Below are 21,408 nucleotides of genomic sequence, written 5' to 3'. Positions count from 1 at the left end.
CGCCGCGCCCCTCCAAATCTCTCGCCACGCGCACCGGCGCGCCGGGGGCGACCAGGTGCCCCGGCATCCTCCTCGTCCCCCGGCGACGCCGCGGGGCCGCGCGCGGGGCCATGTGACCTGGCCCCCTGTCGAGGGCGCGGTGAGTCGACGCTCAGCGCCGAAGCTGATACGGATAGACGGTACATGACGCAATCATGGCAGCTGGACGAGCTCGGCCGGTTCTTCGAGCTGTCCGTCGATCTGGTGGGCATCGCCGGCTTCGACGGGCACTTCAAGCGCATCGGCCAGGCCTGGGAGCGCACGCTCGGCTACTCGCGCGAAGAGCTCCTCTCCAGGCCCTTCCTCGACTTCGTACATCCCGACGATCGAGAGCGCACCCTCGCGGAGTCGGCGCAGGCGTTCGCCGGCACCGGCAGCGTCACGTTCACGAACCGTTACCGGTGCCGGGACGGCTCGTACCGATGGATCGAGTGGAACTCATCGGCCAACCAGGAGGCGCAGGTCGTCTATTTCGTCGCGCGCGACGTCACGGACCGCAAGTGCGCGGAGGAGGCGCTGATCGCGACCGAGGCCCGGTTCCGGGCGGCGATCGACGGCAGCCTGGACGTCTTCTGCGTGCTCCGGCGCGCGCCGGGCGAGCGCGGGGCGGACGGGGACTTCGAGTTCACCGAGGCCAACGCCAAGCTGATCGAGATGTTCGGGAGGCCGCGCGAGGCCGTCATCGGCCGGTCCGTCGACGAGATCACGCCGGAGACCCGCCAGGTGGGGGTCGTGGCGCTGATGGAGCGCGCCCTCCGGACCCGCGAGCGGGTGCTCGAGGTGATCGAGTTCCGCGGGCCCGACGGCGCGAGCTTCTGGCTGCACTACCAGATCATCCCGCTGAGCGACGACGACGTCGCGGTGACGGCGAGGGACATCACGCCGTTCAAGCGGCTGGAGGGCGACCTCAGGGAGTCGCTCCAGCGCCGCGAGGCCGACGCCGAGGAGCTCGAGCAGAAGAACCGGATGCTCGCGCAGGAGAACGCCGAGCGCGAGCGCGCCGAGGCGCTCTTGCGGCAGCAGCAGGAGACGATGCTCGCCATGTCCACGCCGATCATCCAGGCGTGGGAGGGGGTCCTCGCGCTGCCGGTCATCGGGACGGTGGACACCGCGCGGGCGGCGCAGATCATGGAGCGCCTCCTCCCCGAGATCGTGCGCACGCAGGCGCGTTATGCCGTCCTCGACCTGACCGGCGTCAGCGCCGTGGACGCCGCGACCGTGTCCCACCTGCTCGCCGTGGTGCGCGCGGCGAGCCTGCTCGGGAGCAGGTGCCTCGTCTCGGGGATCTCGCCCGCGATCGCCCGGACGATGACCGAGATCGGCGGCGCCGAGGGGGCGTTCATGACCTTCGGCCTGCTCCAGAACGCCCTGCGCTACGCGCTCTCGCGCTGCCCGGCCGGCGCCGCGCGCTGACGCGGCGCGCCCGCCGGCGCCCGCGCCGCCGCCGCGGGTCCACGGGCCCTCAGGGGCAAGCGACCGAGTTCGGCAAGCACTGATTGCAGGTCGTGCCGCCGCCGCCCTCGCAGCAGTGGAATCCCGAGGGGCACGCGGGGCCGGGGGGCGGCTCGGGGTCGTACACGCGCTCGGTGCACACGGTGCCGCAGTCCAGCATGAGCCCCGTGTTCTTCGAGGTCTCGTACATCCAGCTCCGCTTCGGCGGCAGGAGCGCGGCCTGCTGCTTCATCAAGCGCGCCGACACATCGTAGTAGCGGCCCGAGTGGACGCCGACGATCGAGCGCACCCCGTTCCGGGTGAGGAGCCAGGGCGCCCCCGAGTCTCCGTCGCAGGTGTGCCTGCTCGCGTAGAGCGACTTGATCGTGCGGACATCGAACCCTTCCTTGTCCATGACGAAGCCGGTGGCGATGCGCTTCGTGCTGTCCGAACCGGTGCAGGCCGGGCCCGACAGGCCATAACCGATGATCGAGAACTCGCGCTCGCTGGTCGAGGTCGACGTCCACGGCGACGTGTAGCCGAAGAGCCTGGCCGTGCCGGTGACGCTGAGGTTGACGCCGGTCGCGCCCGTGAGCCGGACGATCGCGATGTCGTTGTCGACGTCCGGCGTGATCCCGGAATCGTAAAACGTGTGCTGGTACGTCCGCGCGTTGCCGCTGTAGACGTTCACGACCGAGCCGGCGCTGTTGCGGGTGCTGACGCTGACCGTCGTGAGCGCGCCCGTGGACAGGCTGTCGACGCAGTGAGCGGCGGTGAGCAGCCAGTGCTCGGTGAGGACCGACGCCGTGCAGCGGGCGCCGATGCCGGTGAACGCCAGGTTGACGATCCACGGCTCCGCGGTGGTCGCGGGCGAGTCGGTGAGCGGCTGCGGCGCCTCGCTCACCTCGCCTTCGCCCTCGATCTCCAGCTCGTCCGAGCTGGCCGGGGCCTCGGTATCCATCGCGCAGCCGCTCGTGGCGAGCACAGAGAGCGAGAGGGCGGCTGCGAAGGCGTGCGTCGAGTTCATACGATGTCTCCCTGATCCGGTTGGCTATGAGCGGGTCATGCCCTGTGTTGGTGATGAACGGCGCCGCAGGATCGAGGCCCAGCGGCCTCGATGAAGGCAGGCTCGATCCTGCGTCCCCGGTCGAGCCCGGGTGTCGGCGAGGAGAGCAAGCGTGGGGCCACCCCTTGGGCGCGGAGGCCGGCGGCCCTCGGGCGCCGCGCGCGCCGCGCATCAGGCGACGGATCTGCGATGCACGACCGCCCCGCGTCGCGCACCGCGGCGCGCTGGAGCGCCCTCGGTTGCGCGAGGCCCCGCTCACTTGTGCGAAGCTTTGCGCAAGCGCGCTGCGCGGCCGCCGGAACCGTGCTGCGCCGAGAAGTGAGCCCCGCTGAGTCGTACTCTGCCCCACGGCGCGTTCGTCAGCGCCAACGAGGGTATCATGAAGGAAACCGACATCTCGGCCGCGACCATCCGGAGCATCGAGCCGTCCTCCACGCGGCGCGCGGGCACCCGCGCGGGAGGCGGGAGGCGCGGCCGGGCGGCGCTGCGCGCGGCCGCCGCCGTGACGGCCCTGCTCGCGCTCGCCGCGCTCGTCGCCGGATGTCCGTTGTGCAACGGCAACGACGTCGGCTGCTCGGACGGCGCCCACATCTCGGGGCCGATCGGGCTCGCCGTGAGCGCGCCGGCGCGCATCGAGGTCCGGGCCTGCAGGAACGGGAGCTGCGGGGAAGCGACGCTCGGCTCGGATCCGGGCGATTCGCGGAGCTCGCCGGGCCCGACCAACGCCGCGACCGCCAGCGTCGATGGCGGGCGGTTCGGCTTCTCGCTCTTCGATGACGACCCGACGAACACGCAGTGGGAGCTCTCGATCGATTACTCGCCGGACTTCGGCAAGGAGCTCGAGGACGGGGACGTCTATTCGGTCAGCGTCATCGACGCCGACACGCAACGCGAGCTCGTGAGCTTCGAGCGCAGCATCCTTTACGGTGAGTTGCAGCCCAACGGCGAGGGCCCCGCCTGCACGTCCTGCAACGTCGCGGACGTCAAGCTCCCTCCGCCCGCTGCGCAGTGATCGCGTGAGCGCCGCCGGCCGGCGGCGCTCCGCCGCGGGTGGGGTCAGCCGCGCTGGAGCCGGCTGACGGCGAACGCGCCGTCGCCGAGCAACGCCTGCGCGCCGAGCCCGATCATCAAGAAAGCGACGTACTCCCAGCCGCCCCCCTGGCCGGAGAACATCCAGCCGTTCGGGAGGTGCACGAGCAGCGCGCCGGCCATCACGGGCAGGAGCGCCAGCGCGACCGCGCGCGTCCGGAGCCCGGCCAGGAGCGCCGCGCCGCCGAGCAGCTCGGCGAGGAACACCGGGTACGCCGTCCAGCCCGGGAAGCCGCTCGCCGCGAAGAACGCCACGGTGCCGGGCAGCGTGAACACGAGCGGCTTGGCGAGCGCGTGCGCCAGGAACACGGCGCCCAGGCCGAGGCGCAACAGGAGCGCGGCCAGGTCGGTCGAGCGGGGGGCGGTGAGGATCGTGTCGATTCGGTTCATGGGTGATGCCTCCATGCCCCGAGGAGTAAGCCCCGGCGCGGCGCGGCGGTAGAGCGCGCCTCGGAACGAATTGTTCTCCGGGGAGAACGATCCGCCCCTACGCCCACGAGACGCCGCGGAACGCCGCGGCCAGGTGATCGATGAGCCGGCGCACCCGCGCGGGCGGGCGCCGGCCGGCGGCGTGCACGGCGTAGATGCCCATGGGCCGCGGCGCGAAGGCGTCGAGCAGCGTGACGAGGCGCCCGGCCCGGAGATCCTCGTCGACCATGAAGCGCGGCAGCACCGCGAGGCCGATCCCGGACACGGCCGCCTCGCGGAGCGCCGTCCCGTTGCTCGCCGTGAGCGGGCCGGAGACGGGCACGGAGATGCGCCCCGAGGCGCCGTAGAAGCGCCACTCGTCCTCGACGCGCAGGTGGAGGTAGCGCAGGCAGTCGTGGCGCAGGAGATCCTCCGGCTGCTCGGGCCGCCCCCGCCGCTCGAGGTAGCCGGGCGCGCCGACCACGTGCAGCGCGGTCGCGGCGAGCTTCTGCGCGACCAGGCTCGAGTCCTTGAGCTTCGTGATCCGGATGGCCAGGTCCACGCGCTCCTCCACCAGGTCGACGAGCCGGTCGTTCAGCATGAGCTCGACGTGCGCCCCCGGGGTCGACCGCAGGAACCGCGCGAGCGGCTCCGCCAGGTACATCTGCGCGAAGGTGACCGGCGCGTTGAGCCGGATGCGGCCGCGGTCGGCGTCGGACGCGCCCCGCACCGCCGCCGCGGCCTCCTCGAGCACGCGCGCGCAGCGGGCGTAGAGGTTCATGCCGGCGTCCGTGACGGTGAGCTTGCGCGTGGTGCGCACGAGCAGCCGCTCGCCGAGGCGCTCCTCCAGGCGCGCGACCCGGGTGCTCACCATCGACTTCGACACCCCGAGCTCGGCCGCCGCCGCGGTGAACGAGCGGCGCTCCACGACGCGGGCGAAGCACAGCATGGCGGGCAGATCGTCGAAGAGCGGGTCGAGCATGCGCCCACGGTGCACGGCGGAGCGGATTGTTCGCAAGGGAGAACGAGACCCGGGGCCGCGAGGACCGGGGCGGCTCCGGCTTGCCTTCGCCCCTCCCCCTCCGGTAGCGTCGGCCCCGGGTAGAATTATCGTGGCGGCCCCGATCGTCGTCGACATCGCGTCGGGCCCTGCCGTGCAAGGCGAGCTCCCGGCGCTCCTCGTGGAGGCGTGCTCCCGCGCCGCCGGGGGCGGCGGGTGCGCCCTCGGCGACCCGAAGCGCACCGGGACCCCGGTCCGGGCGCTCGCCGTCGTCTGGCTGGACGGGCCGGACCACCGCCGCCTGCGGGTCGACGTCGCCTCGCTCGGCGCGCCCGGGGGCACGCTGTCGTCGCGCGAGATCGAGTTCCGCGAGGAGGATCCGCTGCCCGACCGCTACCGCACCGCGGGGCTCCTGGTCGCGGCGCTGGCGTCGGAGCGCGCCGGCGCCCCGGCCGACGCCGAGCAGGCCGACGCCGAGCAGGCCGACGCCGAGCAGGCCGCGGAAGCGACGCCGCCGCGCCCGCTCGGCTGGTTCATTGGCGTCGGCGGGCTCGCCGGCAGCGGGGTCGAGGGCGGCCCTGCCTGCGCCGGCGGCTGGGCCATGGCCACGGCGCTCGACCGGCGCTCGGGCTTCTTCGGGACGCTGTCGGCGTCCTATGCCACGACCTTGCGCGAGCCGGCCCCGGAGCTGTCCGTCCAGTGGCTCGGGCTCGGGGTCGGCGGCGGCATCGCCGCGCCCGTCGCGCCGCTCGACGCGCTCGTGCGCGCGAGGATCCAGGCCGCGGCCGAGTGGGTGATCGCCTCCCCGAACGACCCGAAGAAGCCGGAGGAGACAGGGCACGGGTGGACCTTCGGGACGCGCACGGCGATCGACCTCGCGTGGCCCGCCGAGGGCAGCGTGGCCCTCCTCGGCAGCGCCGAGGCCTTCGTGCGGATCCATCAGACCGACCTGCACGGGCCCCCGAAGCCCAAGGCGACGCTGCCGAGCGGCGGCCTCACGGGGATGCTGGGGGTGCAGCTGCGCCTGCGGTAGTGAGCTCCGCGCGTCGGAAATCCCGCCAGGATTCCGCCGCGGTGTCGAACCGTCGCGATCCGTTACCTTCGGCGGGATTTCGGGGGGGCGTGACGACGGATCGCACCCCCTCGGGTGGCATGGCCCCAACCCGGGCCCAACCGCCGAGCCCTGGGCCCGGGGAGCTCGCGACGGTCGATCCATCGCCTCGAGCCGCCGTGGTTGCGTCGCTCGCCGCCACCCTGAGCCGAGCCGTCGCCCTCGGGGACCCGGAGGCAGCCCGGGTCGTGCACGAGGCGATCGGTCAGCTGCTCGGGCTGCCGGTGGCACCGGAACGGTGAGCAAGCTTGGGGCTCGGTGATCGGGATCATCGGCGTGGACAGCTCCGCTAGCCGGCTCTGCTGCACCCGGATGATCTCCTCCTGCAACGCTGCGCGCTCGCGTTCTGCGTTCTCGCGCGCCGACATATCGAGCGCGAGCCGGGGGCTCGGCGAGCGCCTCCGCCGCCGCGGCAGCGAGCGTCGCGGCCCGCCGACCCCCGGCCCGCCACTCCGCCATGGCGCCGCCAATGGGCGATAGCCCGCTCCGGAACCCACATTATCACGGTGCCTCTGATCTCCCGGGCACGCTCGATTATCACTTCATGCGCCGCGTCGCCGAGCATCTGCTCACGCGGGTCGGGTCTGCTAGGCTGCCCATGACCCTGCTGAAAGCCTCGGAAGGTGGACCCATGACCTTGTATAAAGACTGGGGCACGCCCCCCGCGCGGGCGGCCACATCAGCCTGCGTTTGGGGTACTCCGCCATCACGGGCAAACCATCCCCACCGGGTTTGCCGCCCCAACGTCGCCGAGCTGCGCCTCTGTCATCTCGAACCCGAGGCCCATGGTGATGCCGTCGCACGTCTGGTTCGGATCCTGACTGCCGTCGGCCATGATGTCCGATGCCTGCCGGATCTGGGTCACCATGTTATCGAACACGTCACTACCACAGAGATTAAGCAGGTAGCCGACCTTCTTGAGCTCGGTCACGAACTCCTCGGTGTTGAGCACGCCGCCAATCATGCCGCCCGTCGCGCTCTTACGATCCGCGGCGAGGGTCATGGTCATCCGCGCGGCACGCAAGGTCAGCTTGATCGACGTGCTCGCCGTTCTCGTCTTCAACGGGATCGTGAGGATGATCGTCACGTTCTTTCCCGAGTCGAACGTCGTGCCCGTCACCGAGCTGTTCTCGAAGGCGATCGTCGATGACTCCGGATCCATGGGATCACTGAGGAGTCCGGGCTCGACCGGCCACTTGTCCGTCCCGTCGAGCTTCGGCCTCGTGCCGAGCGAGGTCCCGCCGACCAGCGTGGTGACGAGCGCGGGGACATCGCCCGTCGGAGGCAGGCAATACATCTTCAGCAGCGCGGTGAAGACGCCGTTCCGGATGCCGTTGTTAGCATCGGTCGTCCACGTTGGGTACAGTGAGAGGATCGTGGGCAGGAGGTTCTTCCCGAACGAGTTGTCGATCCCGTCGTCGCCGTCGGGGTATGCCGTAGCAGGCAGACCGTCCGCGTTCGGAGTGCACACGTCGTTCGAAGCCGCGATCGACACTCGGTCGTCGAGGTTGAAGCCGACCTTTTTCCACTCCCCGCTGTTGCCCTCGCCGAAATGGAGCGCCGTGATGGCGAGCACCGTGCCCTCCCTCGTCGGGCAGCTCGTCTCCACGTCGCTGCCGCCGCTGCTGCTGCTGCTGCTGCTGCTGCTTGTGGAGCTCACGGAGGAGGTAGTCGCCCCCTGCCCGCTGCCGCCGCTGCCCGCTGTATCCGCGTCGCCACCACAGCCCGCGGCCACGGTGGTCACGAGCGCGAGGGAGAAAAAGACTCGATGGATCCCAAGCATATTGTCCTGCACTTCCCGGAGTAATACTTACTTTAGAGCTCAAGCACGGCCGGCGCAGACTTCGCGCTGCTCAGCGACGATACAATAAGAGCACGTGTGCTTCAATTGACCACCGATTGGCACCCGAAGAGGGCGGCGACCTTCGCGTTGATGTCGACCTGCACCGTGGCGCAAGACGCAGGGCAGAGGACGATCTTTCTGGGAGCGATGTTGCTGTCGTAATACCAACCAGGCTGGTCATTGCAGTCGGCAAGATCGTCGGCGCGGGGCAAGAGCTTCGGCGTACCCATGCCGTTCGGCGTATAGGTGAAGTTCACGATGTTCGGGTCGAGCTCCTGGCCATTCGGCGGCGGCGGGATCTCGAAATCGCACCCGAGCTCCGCAGTGCGAATCTCGGCCATCTTCGCGGAGAACTCGCTGATGTCCCGCGTGATGTCATAGGCCGCCGTCGTCCCGCCCGCCGCCGCGATCTTGTCGAGGGTCGCGATCGTCGAGCCGGACACGCCGATGACATAGGTGAGAACACCGTTGTAGTTGAGCGCGTTCCTGGCGAGGTTCGCAATCTCGTCGATCGACTGCCCCTCACAGCCGTTGGGATCGCCGTCGGTCGCGAGGACGAGGATGACCTTGTGCGTCGGGTGCGCGTCCTGGTAGGCGGTCGCCGCCATGAGCGCCCCCTTGAGCGCGCCGTAGGTGGGTGTACCAACCCCCGTGGCGTCGGCGGGCATCGAGTTTGTCAAGGCAAATCCGTGCCCCGGCAGCGAATCGATGGGCACGTCGAGGACCATATAGTGTGTGACATCGCAGTCGTCCGGCTCTTGGGTCGGAAAGTAGACCATGCCGGCGCCGATGCCTCCCGATGCCGGATCTTCGAAGAACGTTCTCAAGGCCCTGGTGGTCCCGGTCCACTTCTCGCCCGTCATGCTGCCCGACTGGTCTATGAGGAAGACGATGTCGAGCGCGATGCGGTGGGCTTCTGCGCTCGTGGAGGTGCAGGCGCCCGTTTCACCGCCGCCGCCGCCGCCGTCACCATCGCTGGCGTACTGCCCCCCGGTGCCTCCCGAGCCGCCATTCCCGGAGGATGAGCTCTGGCTCGTGCTGCTCGTCCCCGTCGTGGGCCTGTCGGATGCCGTCGCGCAGCCCGACCACGCGGCGGCGATGCAGGACAGGGTGAGTGATACGAAAAGGTGCCGGTGGCTTCTTGCAAGGCGGCTCATGGACTGTGCCTCAATCGATGAAGATATCGTCGATGTAGACGCCGGGGGAGGTCCCGGAGGAATCGCTCTGGAAACTGAACCGCAGGCGGATGATCTGGCCGGCATAGGCCGAAAGATCGGCTTGCACGAGCTGCCAGCCGAGCCCGGACTGGTGACCACCCCACGCGGGCTGGCCGCCGATGAGCAGCGGGTACGCCGGCAGGACGCTGTTGACGACCGAGTAGGTCATCCCGCCGTCGGTGCTGATCTGCAGGTTGGCGCCATCGTACGTCGAGCCCTCGGTATCGACCCACATCCGGAACGTGAGGATCGGGCTCGACGCGGCGGTGAGGTCGATGTCCGGTGAGGTGGCGGTCGTTCCCGCAAACGTTTGGTGGTTGGTGTAAGGGCCGGCGATCTGCGTGGCGACGCACTGCGTCCCCACGTACGCCGTCGCGGGGCCCACGTTGATGGGGACACCGCACTGCCAATCGCCGGTCAGCGTCCAGCCGTCCGGGCACGCGCCCTCGAAGCTCGTGTAGTACGAATTGGGCTTGACGGTGAAAGTGAACGTCTGCTCCGCAAAATTCGAGGGCAACGTCGGCTCCTCGACGTGCACGGTGACGCTCACCGGCCCTGTCTCTGCCGCCGAAGGCGTGCCCTGGAGCAACCCGGTCACAGGATCGATCGTGAGCCAGGCCGTGTTCATGCCGCCTGGCTTGATGCTCCACACCGCGCTGCTCGTGCCGCCGACTTTGACGATCTGTGCCGAGTAGGCCATTCCCGCATATACGTCCGCGAGCGACGATGGCGTGGTCACAAAGAGCGGGATCTGCAGCGGCTCCGCGACGACGACGTCATCGATGTAGACACCCGGGAAGACGGTCGCGCCGTCGCTGCGGAAGGCGAAGCGCAGGATGATCGACTGCCCGGCGTAGGCGGTCAGATCCGCCGTGTAGTTCTGCCAGCCTTGCGCCGAGTGATCACCGCCCCACGTGGGTTGACCGGCGATGGTCAGGCTGTAGGCCGGAGTCACCGTCGTAACCTGGGTGAAGCTCCGCCCGCCGTTGGTGCTGACTTTCAGATTCCAGCCGTCGTAGGTGCCGCCCTCGGTGTGGTCCCACGCCCAGAAGGAAAGAATCGGGTTGGTTGCTTGAGCCAGGTCGATGGGCGGCGAGTCCGCGACAGCGGTGCTGAAGCTCTGGTTTACGTGGTACACACCGCGGAGCTGCGTGGCGATGACCCCGTTGCCGAGGTGGGCCGCGGGTGGCCCCACGTTCGCGGGCGCGCCGCATTCCCAATCGCCGCCGAGGGTCCAGTCATTCGGGCAGGCTTCGAAGTCCGCGTGGAGGTAAAGTACACAGCCGGCGACCGGTGTGTCCGCCTCGCAAGTGGCGGCCATGCATCTGTCCCCATCGGTGCAGGCATTGTAGTCGTTGCACGCGCTGCCATCGGCCGCCGATGCGGATTCGCACGTGCCCTTCGCGTTGCATGCGCCCACATGACACTCGGGGATGCCCTCGGTACAGGCGGTACCGACCGGCGCGTGTGCCCGGTCACAGAGGCCGGTGTCGGGGTCGCACACGCCGATGTCGCACCTCACGTCAAGCGCCGAGCAATCTTTGGGCACGCCGCCCACGCATTGCCCGGCCGCGCATGTCCTGTTGACTCTACAGAGGTCTCCCGTGAGCACGCACGGCGTGTTGTCCTTCCTGGGGTCGGGTGTGCCCGCGCACTGGCCCGTGGCCGGATCGCACGCCACCGTGTTGCACTCGTTCAGCGGGGAGAACGTGCAGTTCTTCCGCTCGCCCACGCATTCACCGATGCGGCATACGCCGTTGATCTGGCAAAGGTCCGTCGGGGTGCATGGGGTGCCGTCGTTCACCGGCGTAACATCGCAGGACTTCGATTCCTCGTAGCAAATGACGGCCGAACACGGAGAGGGCGTGACCCCGCAGTCGTTCCGGTGCCCGCCAACGCAGGTGCCGTTGTCGCAGACCTCGCCGGTGGTGCAGAATCTGCCGTCGTCGCACGCGGTTCCGCTTGGAGATGGGACCACGATGCAAGTGTTCAGTGGACCGAGCACCTGCCCGGTGTTGCATACCGCCACCGTGCACTGCGGTGTCTCGAGCTGCGCACAGTCCACACCGCAGGGCCCGAGATCAACGCCGCCCGCGGCGCCGCCGCCGCCGTCGCCGCTGTCGGTGCTGACGGGGGCCTCGCCCACGCTGCAGCATGCGGCGATCGACACTGCGGGGAGCAAGGGCAAACACCGAAGAACGTCTCTGATGCGACCGAACATGAGCCTCGCCGCTAATGTAACACAACTTGAAGCCGCGCGGGCAGGGGGAGAAAAATGACGCCGATCGTGGGCAAGCCGCCCCCCGTGCTGGGTCCGCTCGTTGCCGCTGCTTGTCGCTGGACTCTCGCGATCTCCTCGATGAAGATCTTACCCATCGCCGTCGCGACCTCTGCGCGAAATGCAGCCAGGCGCCGGAGCTCGCCAGCCGACGAGCAGCAGCTGACTCCACGGCCATCGGGCGCCAATGACGGGGCCCGCGATGGCGATGGTCCCGCGCCTCGCATTCCCGAGCCGCCGTGCTACGCTTCCACGTTGCGAGGTTTCTCGCCCCCTCCAGCGCGCCCGGAGGCCGCCGGCCGCGGTGCCCCTGTGGAGCCAGGATCGGCGGGCTCGGCGGCTCCCTTCAAGGATGGTGGACTTGCCTTCGGCTGCCACCGTGGAAGCCGAAGGTGGTGCGACGGCGTCGAGCTCTCGCTTATGAGCCCGTCCGCCGCATGTGTTTGGTTGCTCCGACGAGCGCACGCAACGCCTCGTTGACGGCTTCGGCACTGCCCAAATGCGGCGAGATGTCCGGATCGATGGTCACCGCCGGACCGGCACGCAGTGCGTGTGATGACCGCGCCCGGGACGACGCCGGAACTTCGATCGCCGGAGCTTCGCGACCTTCTTCGTGCGCATCGCGGTCTGGCACAGGCCGAGCCGGCTCCTGCGCGCTTCGGCGATGGACACGGTGCCGAAGAAGAACAGGTATCGAAACCCGCGGATGTGGTAGGCGACTTTGCGCTCACGTGAGTCGCGACCGTGATAGCCGGCGCAGGTTCGCCCAGGACGGGGTGTTGTTCGGCGTGCTGACCCGCATCTTCGTCGAGAGCGTGGAGCGGTTCTACGAAGAGCGCGGTGCGCGCCGAGGCTTCAGCGGCGCGGTCAAGAGCGGCGCGGTGACCGTCGTGCAACGCACGTCCGGCGACATGCGGCTCAATTCGCTTCTGCACGTGGTCTTCCTCGACGGGGCTTATCACGAAGACGGCACCGAGCTCACAAGCCGCTGTGCGCTGCGCTCGATGGCTTCACCTCGCACGCAGCGACGCGCGCCGGTGCGCACCATGCCGCGGCGAGGGAGGCGCTGCTGCGTTACGTGCTGCGACCCCCGATCGCAAAGGAGCGCGTCGAGCCGCAGCAGGACGGCCTGGTGCGGCTCTCGCTCAAGCGCGCCTTCGCTGACGGGACTGTCGCGGTGGACATGGATCCGCTCTCGCTCTTGTGCCGCCTCGCAGCCATCGTCCCGCCGCCGCGCTTTCACACCGTCAAGTACGCGGGCGTGCTCGCCTCGGCAAGTCGCCCACGTTGGCGCGCAATCGCATCGGACCGCGCCCTGCGAAGCCACAAGAGCCTACGAAGGCGGACGAAGACGCCGCTTCGAAACGCAAGCGTGGCGGCTATCGGGCGATCGACGAACCGCGCCGAGCTCTTGCGCCGCACATTTGCCATCGACGTCCTCGAGTGCCCAGCTTGCAAGGGGCGGATGAAGCTCGTCGCCATGGTGACCGAGCCAAGGAACATCGCCCGCTTCCTCTCCGCGCTCGGCGAGCCGACCGACGTCCCAGCACGCTCTCCCAGCGTCCACGCGGCGGCCGCCGTACTGGAAGAGCACCGTTCTGCGCCGCAAGGCGCTCGGTGACGCCGTATAGCGTCTCGCGTCGCGCCTCCCGGGCCAGACCAACGCCCGGACGGACACGTGTGCCCACGCCACGCCGATGCGCCCCCGTAGCGCGCTCGGCGCCGCCCGGACCACGCTCTTTCGGCCCAGGACCGAGCCATCACGACGCTCGCGGCCCCACCCTTTCGGTTTGCGGCGCACCACTTCTTCGCGCTGCGCTCCGGCTTCTTTTACCTACGCGCCACGGCGGTCGGGTCAACCTGAACCGGGACCAGCATCTGACCACGTGCCCACGCCGTTCGGCGCCCGCTGCCACGCACCCATCCATGGCAACGCCAGAGACTACCTGGTGGCGAATGTGAGCGTTTACATGACTGGCGTCAACCGAGATGGACGGCGCGCGGATGTCCTCGATCCGGGGGCGGGCGGGCGACCGAGATGCTGTGATTCCGCGGACTTCAGGAGCGCCTCACCCTGGCGGCGCCAGGGTGGCGGCCGTCACCCCATCGGGCCGCAGCCGCAGGGGTCGCCGCAGAAGGATGCCGCCTGCTGGGAGGCATGCCACGTCGCGGTGAGCAGCAGGCTCACGCCGCGACAGAAAAACTTCGCTCCGGCAATATCTGCTCTCGTGGTGAGCCGGTCCGATGGCGATCTGCTACTGCCATTGGTGAAACCGTCTCACCCTGCGCGCCGAGGACGAGCGCACCAGACGGCCGTCAAGGCCGCCTTCAAGGCGTCAGGGTACAAAGTGAAGCAGCTCCTGAGCGAGCTCACGAAGACGGATGCTTTCCACGACACGGCTGCGTGACAGGAGGGGTAGGGTATGTCGAAATTCCGCTTGAGCCGACGTGCCATGCTGCGAGGCGCCGGCGCCATCGCCGTCGCGCTGCCGTGGCTGGAGATCATGGGAACCGAGCGCCCGGCGCGCGCGCAACCCGCGCCCGCCCGGCGCTTCCTCGCCGTCTACACGCCAGGCGGGACCCTGATCGACCGCTGGCGTCCGACCGGCACAGAGACGAGCTTCACCCTGGGCCCCATCCTGGCGCCGCTCGCGCCGGTGCAGGACCGCCTGCTCGTCCTCGACGGCCTCGACATGAAGAGCGCGCGCGGCGAGCAGCACCAGGCCGGGATCATCGCCTGGCTCACGGGCACGCCTCAAGAGGGCTCCCCGAGCGGCTACGGGAAGGGGCCGTCCATCGATCAGGTGATCGCCTCCCGGATCTCCGCCGGTCGGACGGCGGAGGCGAGCATCCAGCTCGCGGTGCGCTGGGCGACGGGCAAGTCCCACGGCCTGATGACGCCGATGAACATCGCCAACTTCGAGGAGACCGCGCCGTACAGCCCCATCCCGCCGCGCCTCGATCCGGTGGAGATCTTCTCCGAGCTCTTCGGCACGCTGGACCCCGGCGCCAGCGACGACGCCGCCCGTCGCCTCGCGCGGAAGCGATCGATCCTCGACTTCCTCGACCGGCGCTACGCCGCCCTCTCCGCGCGGCTCGGCGCCGCCGACCGGCAGAAGATCGACCAGCACCTCACGAAGATCCGCGAGATCGAGATGAGCCTCAGCAACCTGCCGGCCACGACGAGCGCCTGCCAGCCCCCGGATCTGGTCGACACGTCCGACTACAACCCGAGCGCGGGGCTCAACTCGGACGACCCCGGCTCGATCAAGGACACCTCGACCGACGCGGCGATCCCCAAGGTCGGCAAGCTCATGATGGATATGCTGGTGATGGCGCTCGCCTGCGACATCACCGCGGTCGGCACCCTGCAGTGGAGCGACACCGAGGCGAAGTACACGTTGCCGTGGCTGAACCTGACCGAGCACCACCATTTCTACCAGGAAATGGGCGGCTTCAGGCCGACCGAGTGCGAGCTCATCTACACCTGGTACTCGGAGCAGCACCTCTATCTCTTGCAGGAGATGGAGAAGGTCGACATGGGCGGGCACTCGCTGCTCGACGAGAGCGTCGTCTTCTTCGGCTCCGAGATCTCGCATCCGCCGACCCACGCGAAGACGAACATGCCGTTCCTGCTGGCCGGCGGCGGCGGGGGCCTGCGCACCGGGCGCTGGGTCCGCTACCCGAGCCTCCCGCACAACAACCTGCTCGTCTCGATCTTGAACCTGTTCGGCGACACCCGGACCACGTTCGGCGACCCCCGGTACTGCACCGGGCCGCTCACGAACCTCACGTAGGCATTTCCCGCGATGCCTGGCTGAAGGCGAGTCCCGCGATGCCTGGCTGAAGGCGAGCTTCGCCGCCGGCGCGAGCGGCGGGCGCGAGCCATCCTTGACCGCCGGCTCGCCGGAGGTGCCCCGTGTCTCCCGCTCGAGCGCGCGCACCAGCAGCGGCGCCGCCGAGCGCAGGGCGCCGGGCGTCCGGGACGCGGATCTTCGCTGCGCCCTTTTTCGTCGGGGCAACGACGAATTTGCGCGCCGTGGTTCGCGGGGGGCGCACGCACGGAGCGCGCGGGGGAAGGCCATGTTTTCCCCTTCCCGCTGCAAGCGTATATCAGACATGGGGGCTTGCTGGAAGCCCTGGATCATGCCGCACACTCCCTGGCCATGACGAAGCACACAGTGGTCATTGCTGGTGGGGGGCCGACGGGGCTGATGCTGGCGGGGGAGCTCGCGCTGGCGCGGGTGGACGTCGCCATCGTCGAGCGGCGCGAGAGTCGGGAGCTCGCGGGGTCGCGCGCAGGAGGGCTGCACGCACGCACGATCGAGGTGCTCGATCAGCGCGGGATCGCGGATCGCTTCCTCGCGGAAGGGAAGGTCGCTCAGACAGCGTCGTTCGCGACGACGCCCCTCGACATCAGCGACTTTCCGACGCGCCGTAACTACGGGCTGGCGCTGTGGCAGAAGCACTTCGAGCGCATCCTCGCCGCGTGGGTCGAGGAGCTCGGGGTGCCGAGCTACCGCGGGTGTGAGGTGACGGGGTTCGCCCAGGAGGACGCGGGGGTCGATGTCGCGCTGTCCGATGGGCGGTCGTTGCGGGCGGCGTACCTCGTCGGATGTGACGGTGGGCGCAGCCTGATCCGCAAGAAGGCCGGGATCGGTTTCCCGGGGTGGGAGCCGTCGGTCAGCTACCTGGTGGCCGAGGGCGAGATGGTCGAGCCCGCGCTGGGCATCCGCCAGGGGGACAAGGGTGTCTATGGCATCGGGCCGCTCGAGGACGGCAAGCGGGTGCGGGCGGTGCTGTGCGAGAGGGAGATCCGGCAAGTGGAAGCTGGCGCAGGTGGTCCACGGGACGTCGCCGGAGAGCCTGCTCGACACCTACCAGGCCGAGCGGCACCCGGTCGGGGCGCGGGTGCTCAAGCACACCATGGCGGCGACGGCGGTCCATCGGGGCGACGAGCGGACGAAGGCCCTGCGCGAGACCATGGCCGAGCTGTTGGCGCTCGAGGAGGCGCGCAAGCGGTACGCCGGGCTGATCTCGGGTCTGGACATCCGCTACGACCTCGGCGCGGGACACCCGCTGCTCGGGCGCCGCATGCCCGATCTGGACGTGGAGACCGAGGGCGGGCCACGGCGGGTGTTCACGCTGCTGCACGAGGCCCGGCCGGTGCTGCTCGATCTCGATGAGCCCGGGAGTCTCGACCTCGGCCCCTGGGCGGATCGGGTGAAGCGGGTCGACGCGCGCTACGCCGGGGTGTGGGCGCTCCCGGTGCTCGGCGCGGTCGCGGCGCCGAGGGCCGTGTTGATCCGCCCCGATGGATACGTTGCGTGGGTGGGACACGGCACGGACAAGGGCCTTCGTGAGGCCCTGACCACGTGGTTCGGGCCGCCGGCGGGGGCGTAGCTCGCTCGGCCGCCCGCGTCACACCCGGTCGCGCGGCGATGAGGCGAGCAGGCCCGCCCTGGCGGCGGGTCTGGACCCCTGTCCACCTCAGCCCTTGTTTCCCGCTTGGTCCTCCCCCGCTTCCGTCGACGCCCCCGACGGCACGTTGACGACGCGCGCTCCGCCCGCCGCCCGCAGCGCGGGCAAGAGCCGCAGCGTGAGCTGGAAGTGACCGAGGTGGCTGGTCGCGAATTGGAGCTCGTAACCGCGCGCGTCGCGCGCGATCTCCTTGGGCGCCGGCTTGCCTGACGGGAACGAACGGCCCCAATTCTAAGGTGCTCGAAACGACGGCGGCTCCTCGCTCGGCCTTCTCACCGTCGCGCTTCGTCGGGCCCGTTCGCGGCTCCGTGCCGCTGCGAGGTCGTGCGCGTCGCGTCAATCGACTCCCCGACGGCAGGACTCCGCTGTTCTTCCGCGTGCACGAGGGCCGTCACCGCCTCGCCCTGTCCTCAGCCCTGCGCCGTGGGCCACACGACGACGCTGCCGACATTGACCTCGGGCGGCTGCTCGATCGCGAAGGCGATGGCGCGGGCGCTGGATCCCCTTTCCCATGTGCTGTCGGCCCTGGGCGTGCGCAGCGTCAGGTCCACGCGGTTCGAGGCGTCGGGCGGCTGGGCGCTCGCCTTCCCCGGCAAGGCGAGGCTGAAGTTCGTCGCCCTCCTGCGCGGGCGGTGCTGGATGCTCCTGCCCGACCACCCGCCGGAGGCGCTGACCGAGGGCGACGTGTTCCTGATCGGCGATACTCCCTATACGGTAGCGAGCGACCCTGCGATCGAGCCTGTGGAGGGCGCGCCGTTCTACGCGCAGCCGGACCATGACGTCTGGCGCCTGGGCGACGGCCTCCAGACAGGGCTTCTCGGCGGGAGCGTCGACTTCGCCGACGGCGATGCGGCCTTCATCCTGGAGGCGCTGCCCGCGTTCCTCCGGGTCGATCGTGCCTCGCCCGGGGCGGGAGCCGTCGCGCGGACGTTGGCGTGCCTGGAGGCGGAGATCGGCGAGGACCGGCCGGGGGCCCCGCTCATCACCGACCGCCTGGCGGAAATCCTCCTGGTCGAGGCGATCCGTGCTCATATCGCGATGGGTGCCGAGGATCGCGTCGGCTGGATCGGCGCCCTGGCAGACCGGCAGGTCGGCGCGGCGCTCCGGCTCATGCATAGCGAGGTGGCCGAGCCCTGGACGGTGGCCAGGCTGGCAGCGCGTGTCGGCATGTCGCGCTCCGCCTTCTCGGCCCGCTTCGTGGCGCGCGTTGGCCGGCCGCCGCTCGATGATCTCACTCATTGGCGCATGGTGCTGGCGCGACGATTGCTGAGCGAAGGGCGGGCCCCCCTCGCGAGCGTGGCGGCCGAGGTCGGCTATAGCTCGCAGAGCGCCTTCGCCCATGCGTTCAAGCGCACGTTCGGATATCCGCCGCGGAGCGTCGCTTGAGGAGCGCGCTGCTTCCTGGCGAGCACACCACCGGAGGCGTCGTGATCCTTGTGGAGGTAGAGCATGCGGTGGGCACGTTCATAGGTAATCCGTGCAAATGCGGCGCTGCATGCGTGGTCCCGGTCGCAGGACCTCTCGGACCTCGCCAGGTCGGTGATCGAGCGCGGCGCCTCGTCGGCCCGCTACCCTGCCGGGGGTCGGCGGTACCCAGGCCGCGGCAGATCCAGGACTAAGCGGACCGTGCCGACATGGCTCGGCCCCCGCGGATCTTGGCGTCTGTCCTACCCGGACGCCTCATCTCTGCGGCCTGCTACTGTCGGCGCGACCGTGCTCGCCCGTCCGGGGCCACCGGCAGCCCGAGCAGCCGACCGATCGCCCCATGAACGACCCGGGCCGCCACCCCATCCCCGAGGGCGACGGCGCGGCTCAGGGTGCCAGCGAGCGAGGCGACCACAGCGGCGCGAGGCGATTGGTCGGGCTCGGCGAGCTCCCCGGGCCCAGGGCTCGGCGGTTGGGCCCGGGTTGGGTCTGTGCCTCCCGAGGGGGTGCGATCCGTCGTCACGCTCTCCCCCAATCCCCAGGGAAGCGACGGATCGCTACGGTTCGCCCCCGCGGAAGAGTCCCGCCAGAACAACCGTTCGAGGGCGAACGGTCGCCGGAAACAGTAGCGTGGCGATTCGCCCCCGACATCCTTGAACCGACCCAGGTTGCGGCGCGAGGCCGTGCGGCGCGAGGCCAGAGCTCCCGCGCGGCGCGCGAAGCTGCTCACCTGGGCCCTGATGTCACGCGCAGGTCGACGGTGCGCCCGCGGTCCTGCAGGTGCGGCATCCGCCGACCACCTCGATCGGGGCGGCGCCGGGTCGAGCGCGGGTTCGGCTCGCGTCCTGCTGCACGTAAAGGCGGCGTCCTCGGGGAGCGCGCGATGAAAAAGGCGGCATGCGATGTCAGCCGCGGCAGGCGCCGCGCATAGACCTCCATCAAAAGCGAGAGGCGCTCGTGACCATGGGCGTTCCACCATGCTGCCATTCGAGTCCAAGATATCGGACAGGAAATCGATGATGGAACACGCAAGGAAATCGAACGTCACGGAGTGAACCATGGAACTTGCGACGAACATCGAGCCGCGGCCGGGCGCCGTGGTCAGTGAGGTTGAGCAGCGGCTCGGGCATCTGATGATGCGCCACCACCCGTTCTTTCAGCGCGCCGACGCCAAAGACCCTCGGTTCTTGCGCACGATGTTGCAGCTCGGCTTCGAGTTCAGCGAGGTGCTGGGCCGCTACCTCACTCTGCTGGCGCACCGGATGTGGGACACCAACAAGCCCGTGGTCAGCATTCTCGTGAGCCAGGTGCACGACGAGCTCGGCCGGGGCAAGTTCACCGACGACGGCCACCCCAACCTGTACCGCGACATGGTCAAGGGCCTCGAGGCTTGGGCCGACGGCGCGGCGATGGAGTTCATGCGCGAGCCGCAGGAGCGGCTGATTCAAGAGCTGAAGCAGTGCCTCGGCTCGGACGACGTCGACCAGAGCCTCGGCGCCTACGTCGGCACCGAGATCATCGCTTCGGACATCACCGTTCATATCAGCCAGGTGATGGGGCGGCTCGGGCTGTCGGAGGGGGCCATGCGCTGGTCGCAGTGCCACGACGTCGTCGAGCTCGAGCACGTCCAGGGAATCTACGAGGTGCCCCGCCACCTGCCCCAAGACCCCGAGCGGCTGCGCCAATTCTGGGGCGCGGCCGAAGAGATGATGCGCGCCATGTGGCGGTACTTCGACGCGCTGAACCGCCTCTCGTTCGCCTGAGGCCTCGGCCGGCGGGGCCGGCGAAGTGCGATGGGCCGCGCACCTGCGCGAGCGACTGCGCACCACGCGCGACATAATCGCGATTGCTCGCATCAAATTGAGCATGAAAATGAAAAATTATTTTGAACCGGATCCTAACGACCTTACGAGCAAAACCGGCTTCGACCGTTCGGGTGCGACGACCTCGACTCCGTCGGCGTTCCGAACGACCATTGCGCAAAGCCCAGCCCGCCGGCGCGCGCCTGGCAGGACCCCCATGCCGACGTCCTCGCTCCATTCGCCGCCTTCCGTTACCGTTTCGCGCGCCGCGAGCGCCAAGAGCGCCGCGCGCCCGCCCCCTGCCTTTCTCGGGCTGTGGCGCGCGGCGCGTTGGAAGAAAAACCTGCCGCTCACCCTTCTCCTCTTCGGCGGCATGCTGGTCTCGCCCGCGCCCGTCGACGCCGGCGCCGCCGCCGTCGCGCTGCTCACGTTGCTCGCGAGCTCCGCGTTCATGACCCACGTCAACGTCCTCACCGACGCCGAGCTCGACGCGAGCGCCAAGCCCGAGCTCTACCGCTGGCTGTCGGTGAGCCGCACCTTCACCGTCCGCGCCCTGGCGGCCGAGCTCTTGGCGAGCGCGGCCGGTATCGGCTGGCTGCTGGCCCGGGGGCGCGCCTTGGCCGGCGTCGGGCTCGGCGCGTTTCTCGCGCTTACGGTGCTTTACTCCTACAATTACCTGTCACCCGGCGCCGCGGCCGCCAGGCGCTTGAAGGCATACTGGTGGGGGCACCTCCTGACCTGCCTGGTCAGCTACTTCGCCCTCTGGGGCGCGGGCCTCGGCCTGCACACCTCGGGCGACGCGCGCGCGCTGGCCGCGTGGGGCCCGGCCTTCTTCTTCGTCTCGCTGTCCGAGTACGCGGTGTTCCTCTCCGAGAGCGCCGTCGACGCCGCCGAAGAGCGGAGGGCGGGCCTCAAGACGCTCGCCGCGCTGCTCGGGCGCAGGGGCAGCAGCCTCGCCGCGGCCTTGCTCTGGCTCGCCGCCGCGGCGGGGCTCTCGCTCGCCGGCGCCCTCGCCGGCCCCGAGCAGCGCAGGCTCTTGCTCGTCTGCTTCGCGCCCGCCGTTCTCTGGCGGGGTATCGTCGTCGCGCTGCTCGCGGCGCCGCTCGATCAACACCGAGACCGCGTGCTGCGCTTGGCGGTACCCGACGTGACCTTCTTCGGGAGCCGGCTGCTGACCGTCGTCAGCCTCGTGGTGCTCGACGCCGCCTCGTAGGCGAA

Annotated in this window: 14 protein-coding genes and 2 pseudogenes; 9 read left to right on the top strand and 7 right to left on the bottom strand. The window is 69.8% G+C overall.

The genetic code is table 11. The annotated features are described in order from the left end of the window. Positions 1-183 precede the first annotated feature (183 nt). On the top strand, positions 184-1,452 hold the full coding sequence (locus tag WME83_RS05690) for a PAS domain S-box protein (RefSeq protein WP_437318233.1): 1,269 nt from the start codon (positions 184-186) through the stop codon (positions 1,450-1,452). Positions 1,453-1,501: 49 nt separating this feature from the next. Here WME83_RS05690 and WME83_RS05685 read toward each other — a convergent pair whose 3' ends face one another. Further along, entirely contained in the window at positions 1,502-2,497 is a 996-nt protein-coding gene (locus tag WME83_RS05685; RefSeq protein ID WP_437318232.1) for a trypsin-like serine protease, read from the bottom strand. A 418-nt stretch (positions 2,498-2,915) separates the two neighbouring features. Here WME83_RS05685 and WME83_RS05680 point away from each other — a divergent pair, with 418 nt between their 5' ends. Further along, a complete protein-coding gene (locus WME83_RS05680) occupies positions 2,916-3,548 on the top strand; it encodes a hypothetical protein (RefSeq protein WP_437318231.1) in 633 nt (210 codons plus the stop codon). Between the two features lie 44 nt (positions 3,549-3,592). On the opposite strand, the gene WME83_RS05675 is transcribed toward WME83_RS05680, so the two are convergent. After that, the gene (locus WME83_RS05675; RefSeq protein WP_437318230.1) at positions 3,593-4,015 is read right to left on the bottom strand and encodes a DoxX family protein; all 423 of its coding nucleotides are present in this window, start codon (positions 4,013-4,015) and stop codon (positions 3,593-3,595) included. Positions 4,016-4,112: 97 nt separating this feature from the next. Next, entirely contained in the window at positions 4,113-5,030 is a 918-nt protein-coding gene (locus tag WME83_RS05670) for a LysR family transcriptional regulator (protein WP_437318229.1), read from the bottom strand. A gap of 115 nt (positions 5,031-5,145) precedes the next feature. Between WME83_RS05670 and WME83_RS05665 the strand changes: the two genes are divergently transcribed. Further along, positions 5,146-6,066: a hypothetical protein gene (locus WME83_RS05665; RefSeq protein WP_437318228.1), complete on the top strand. Its 921-nt coding sequence runs from the start codon at positions 5,146-5,148 to the stop codon at positions 6,064-6,066. A 784-nt stretch (positions 6,067-6,850) separates the two neighbouring features. Here WME83_RS05665 and WME83_RS05660 read toward each other — a convergent pair. The 3 genes from WME83_RS05660 to WME83_RS05650 all read right to left on the bottom strand — a co-directional run bounded on the left by WME83_RS05660 (position 6,851) and on the right by WME83_RS05650 (position 11,350). Next, entirely contained in the window at positions 6,851-7,939 is a 1,089-nt protein-coding gene (locus WME83_RS05660; RefSeq protein ID WP_437318227.1) for a hypothetical protein, read from the bottom strand. 89 nt (positions 7,940-8,028) lie between these two features. Next, positions 8,029-9,144 carry a vWA domain-containing protein gene (locus WME83_RS05655; RefSeq protein ID WP_437318226.1) on the bottom strand — a complete coding sequence of 372 codons (1,116 nt, stop codon included), beginning with the start codon at positions 9,142-9,144 and terminating at the stop codon, positions 8,029-8,031. Between the two features lie 10 nt (positions 9,145-9,154). After that, a complete protein-coding gene (locus WME83_RS05650) occupies positions 9,155-11,350 on the bottom strand; it encodes a choice-of-anchor J domain-containing protein (protein ID WP_437318225.1) in 2,196 nt (731 codons plus the stop codon). Positions 11,351-12,470: 1,120 nt separating this feature from the next. Between WME83_RS05650 and WME83_RS05645 the strand changes: the two genes are divergently transcribed. From WME83_RS05645 to WME83_RS05635, 3 genes and pseudogenes are all read left to right on the top strand, one after another. Then, positions 12,471-13,103 (top strand): transposase, encoded by a 633-nt coding sequence (locus WME83_RS05645; protein ID WP_437321970.1) that lies wholly within the window; start codon positions 12,471-12,473, stop codon positions 13,101-13,103. An 832-nt stretch (positions 13,104-13,935) separates the two neighbouring features. Further along, a complete protein-coding gene (locus tag WME83_RS05640) occupies positions 13,936-15,279 on the top strand; it encodes a DUF1552 domain-containing protein (RefSeq protein WP_437318224.1) in 1,344 nt (447 codons plus the stop codon). Between the two features lie 369 nt (positions 15,280-15,648). Further along, a pseudogene (locus WME83_RS05635) lies at positions 15,649-16,885 on the top strand (FAD-dependent monooxygenase). 129 nt (positions 16,886-17,014) lie between these two features. Here WME83_RS05635 and WME83_RS05630 read toward each other — a convergent pair. Further along, positions 17,015-17,152, bottom strand: a pseudogene (locus tag WME83_RS05630) (SDR family NAD(P)-dependent oxidoreductase); the annotation flags it as partial. Between the two features lie 294 nt (positions 17,153-17,446). Between WME83_RS05630 and WME83_RS05625 the strand changes: the two are divergent. The 3 genes from WME83_RS05625 (at position 17,447) to WME83_RS05615 (ending at position 21,403) form a co-directional block, all read left to right on the top strand. Continuing rightward, positions 17,447-18,349 carry an AraC family transcriptional regulator gene (locus WME83_RS05625; RefSeq protein WP_437321969.1) on the top strand — a complete coding sequence of 301 codons (903 nt, stop codon included), beginning with the start codon at positions 17,447-17,449 and terminating at the stop codon, positions 18,347-18,349. 1,097 nt (positions 18,350-19,446) lie between these two features. Beyond that, positions 19,447-20,151 (top strand): iron-containing redox enzyme family protein, encoded by a 705-nt coding sequence (locus WME83_RS05620; RefSeq protein ID WP_437318223.1) that lies wholly within the window; start codon positions 19,447-19,449, stop codon positions 20,149-20,151. A 25-nt stretch (positions 20,152-20,176) separates the two neighbouring features. Beyond that, complete coding sequence (locus WME83_RS05615; RefSeq protein WP_437318222.1) at positions 20,177-21,403, top strand: UbiA family prenyltransferase; 1,227 nt, start codon at positions 20,177-20,179, stop codon at positions 21,401-21,403. Positions 21,404-21,408 lie beyond the last annotated feature (5 nt).

The organism is Sorangium sp. So ce385 (genome assembly GCF_051474135.1).
Taxonomy (GTDB): domain Bacteria; phylum Myxococcota_A; class Polyangia; order Polyangiales; family Polyangiaceae; genus Sorangium; species Sorangium cellulosum_D.
The sequence above is the reverse complement of the archived record's forward strand: the minus strand, read 5'-3'. Positions and strand labels throughout refer to the sequence as shown.

What these genes read in the sequence shown, in the direction of transcription:
- WME83_RS05690 (WP_437318233.1), top strand. Translation starts at nt 184, where the DNA reads ATGACGCAATCATGGCAGCTGGACGAGCTCGGCCGGTTCTTCGAGCTG.
- WME83_RS05625 (WP_437321969.1), top strand. Translation starts at nt 17,447, where the DNA reads ATGGCGCGGGCGCTGGATCCCCTTTCCCATGTGCTGTCGGCCCTGGGC.
- WME83_RS05655 (WP_437318226.1), bottom strand. Translation starts at nt 9,144, where the DNA reads ATGAGCCGCCTTGCAAGAAGCCACCGGCACCTTTTCGTATCACTCACC.
- WME83_RS05620 (WP_437318223.1), top strand. Translation starts at nt 19,447, where the DNA reads ATGGAACTTGCGACGAACATCGAGCCGCGGCCGGGCGCCGTGGTCAGT.
- WME83_RS05680 (WP_437318231.1), top strand. Translation starts at nt 2,916, where the DNA reads ATGAAGGAAACCGACATCTCGGCCGCGACCATCCGGAGCATCGAGCCG.
- WME83_RS05675 (WP_437318230.1), bottom strand. Translation starts at nt 4,015, where the DNA reads ATGAACCGAATCGACACGATCCTCACCGCCCCCCGCTCGACCGACCTG.
- WME83_RS05640 (WP_437318224.1), top strand. Translation starts at nt 13,936, where the DNA reads ATGCTGCGAGGCGCCGGCGCCATCGCCGTCGCGCTGCCGTGGCTGGAG.
- WME83_RS05685 (WP_437318232.1), bottom strand. Translation starts at nt 2,497, where the DNA reads ATGAACTCGACGCACGCCTTCGCAGCCGCCCTCTCGCTCTCTGTGCTC.